This is a genomic window from Gardnerella sp. CCPDSM (genome assembly GCF_056754715.1).
On record NZ_JBQEQO010000036.1, the window covers coordinates 1 to 935 of the forward strand.

Annotated in this window: 1 protein-coding gene; it reads left to right on the top strand. The window is 42.8% G+C overall.

Going from position 1 to position 935, the window contains the following annotated elements:
- Position 1: 1 nt before the first annotated feature.
- Positions 2 to 935, top strand: a 934-nt coding sequence (locus tag ACTJLE_RS06360; protein WP_481267893.1) for a site-specific DNA-methyltransferase, incomplete at its 3' end; no start/stop codon positions are given.

Genomic DNA, 935 nt, shown 5'->3' on the forward strand with positions numbered 1-935 from the left:
GATGCAGTATTATTTGGCTGACGTAAGTGAGCTTATCCCGTATGTGAGAAACGCTCGCACGCACTCTGAGGTGCAAGTGGCTCAGATAGCGGCAAGTATTCGCGAGTTTGGTTTTCTATCCCCAATTCTAGTGGCTGAGGATAATACGATTCTTGCAGGCCATGGCAGGCTTGCCGCGGCGTTAAAACTGGGTCTTAAAAAAGTTCCGTGCGTGAAAGAAAATCATTTAACTGAAACACAAAAGCGTGCTTATATTATTGCGGATAATAAGCTTTCACTTAACGCAGGCTGGGACAATGAGCTATTAGCAGTTGAATTGTCGGAGCTTGAAGGAGCTGATTTTAATCTTGATCTTCTCGGGTTTGATGAGGCGGAGCTTTCCAGTATTTTTGATGCTGATAAAGACGTGAGTGATGATGATTTTGATGTTGAAAAAGAATTGGAAGAACCGTGTTTTTCTAAAACAGGTGACATTTGGATGCTTGGTAAGCATCGTGTTATTTGCGGTGATGCTACTAAGTTAGAAACATATAAGACGCTTCTTGAGGATACTAAAGTGAATCTGGTGGTTACTGATCCGCCTTATAACGTGAACTATGAGGGTGCTGCTGGGAAAATTAAAAACGATAATATGGAGGATGATAAGTTTTACCAGTTTCTTTTTAACTCGTTCGTGAACATGGAGCAGGCGATGGCGGATGATGCGTCTATCTACGTGTTTCATGCTGACACGGAGGGTTTGAATTTTAGAAAAGCATTCCAGGACGCGGGGTTTTATCTTTCAGGTTGTTGTATTTGGAAGAAACCGTCTCTGGTGTTGGGTAGAAGCCCTTACCAGTGGCAGCATGAGCCGTGTTTGTATGGGTGGAAGAAAAAAGGTAAACACAAGTGGTATGCGGGTAGGAAAGAAACTTCAGTTTGGGAGTTTGAAAAGT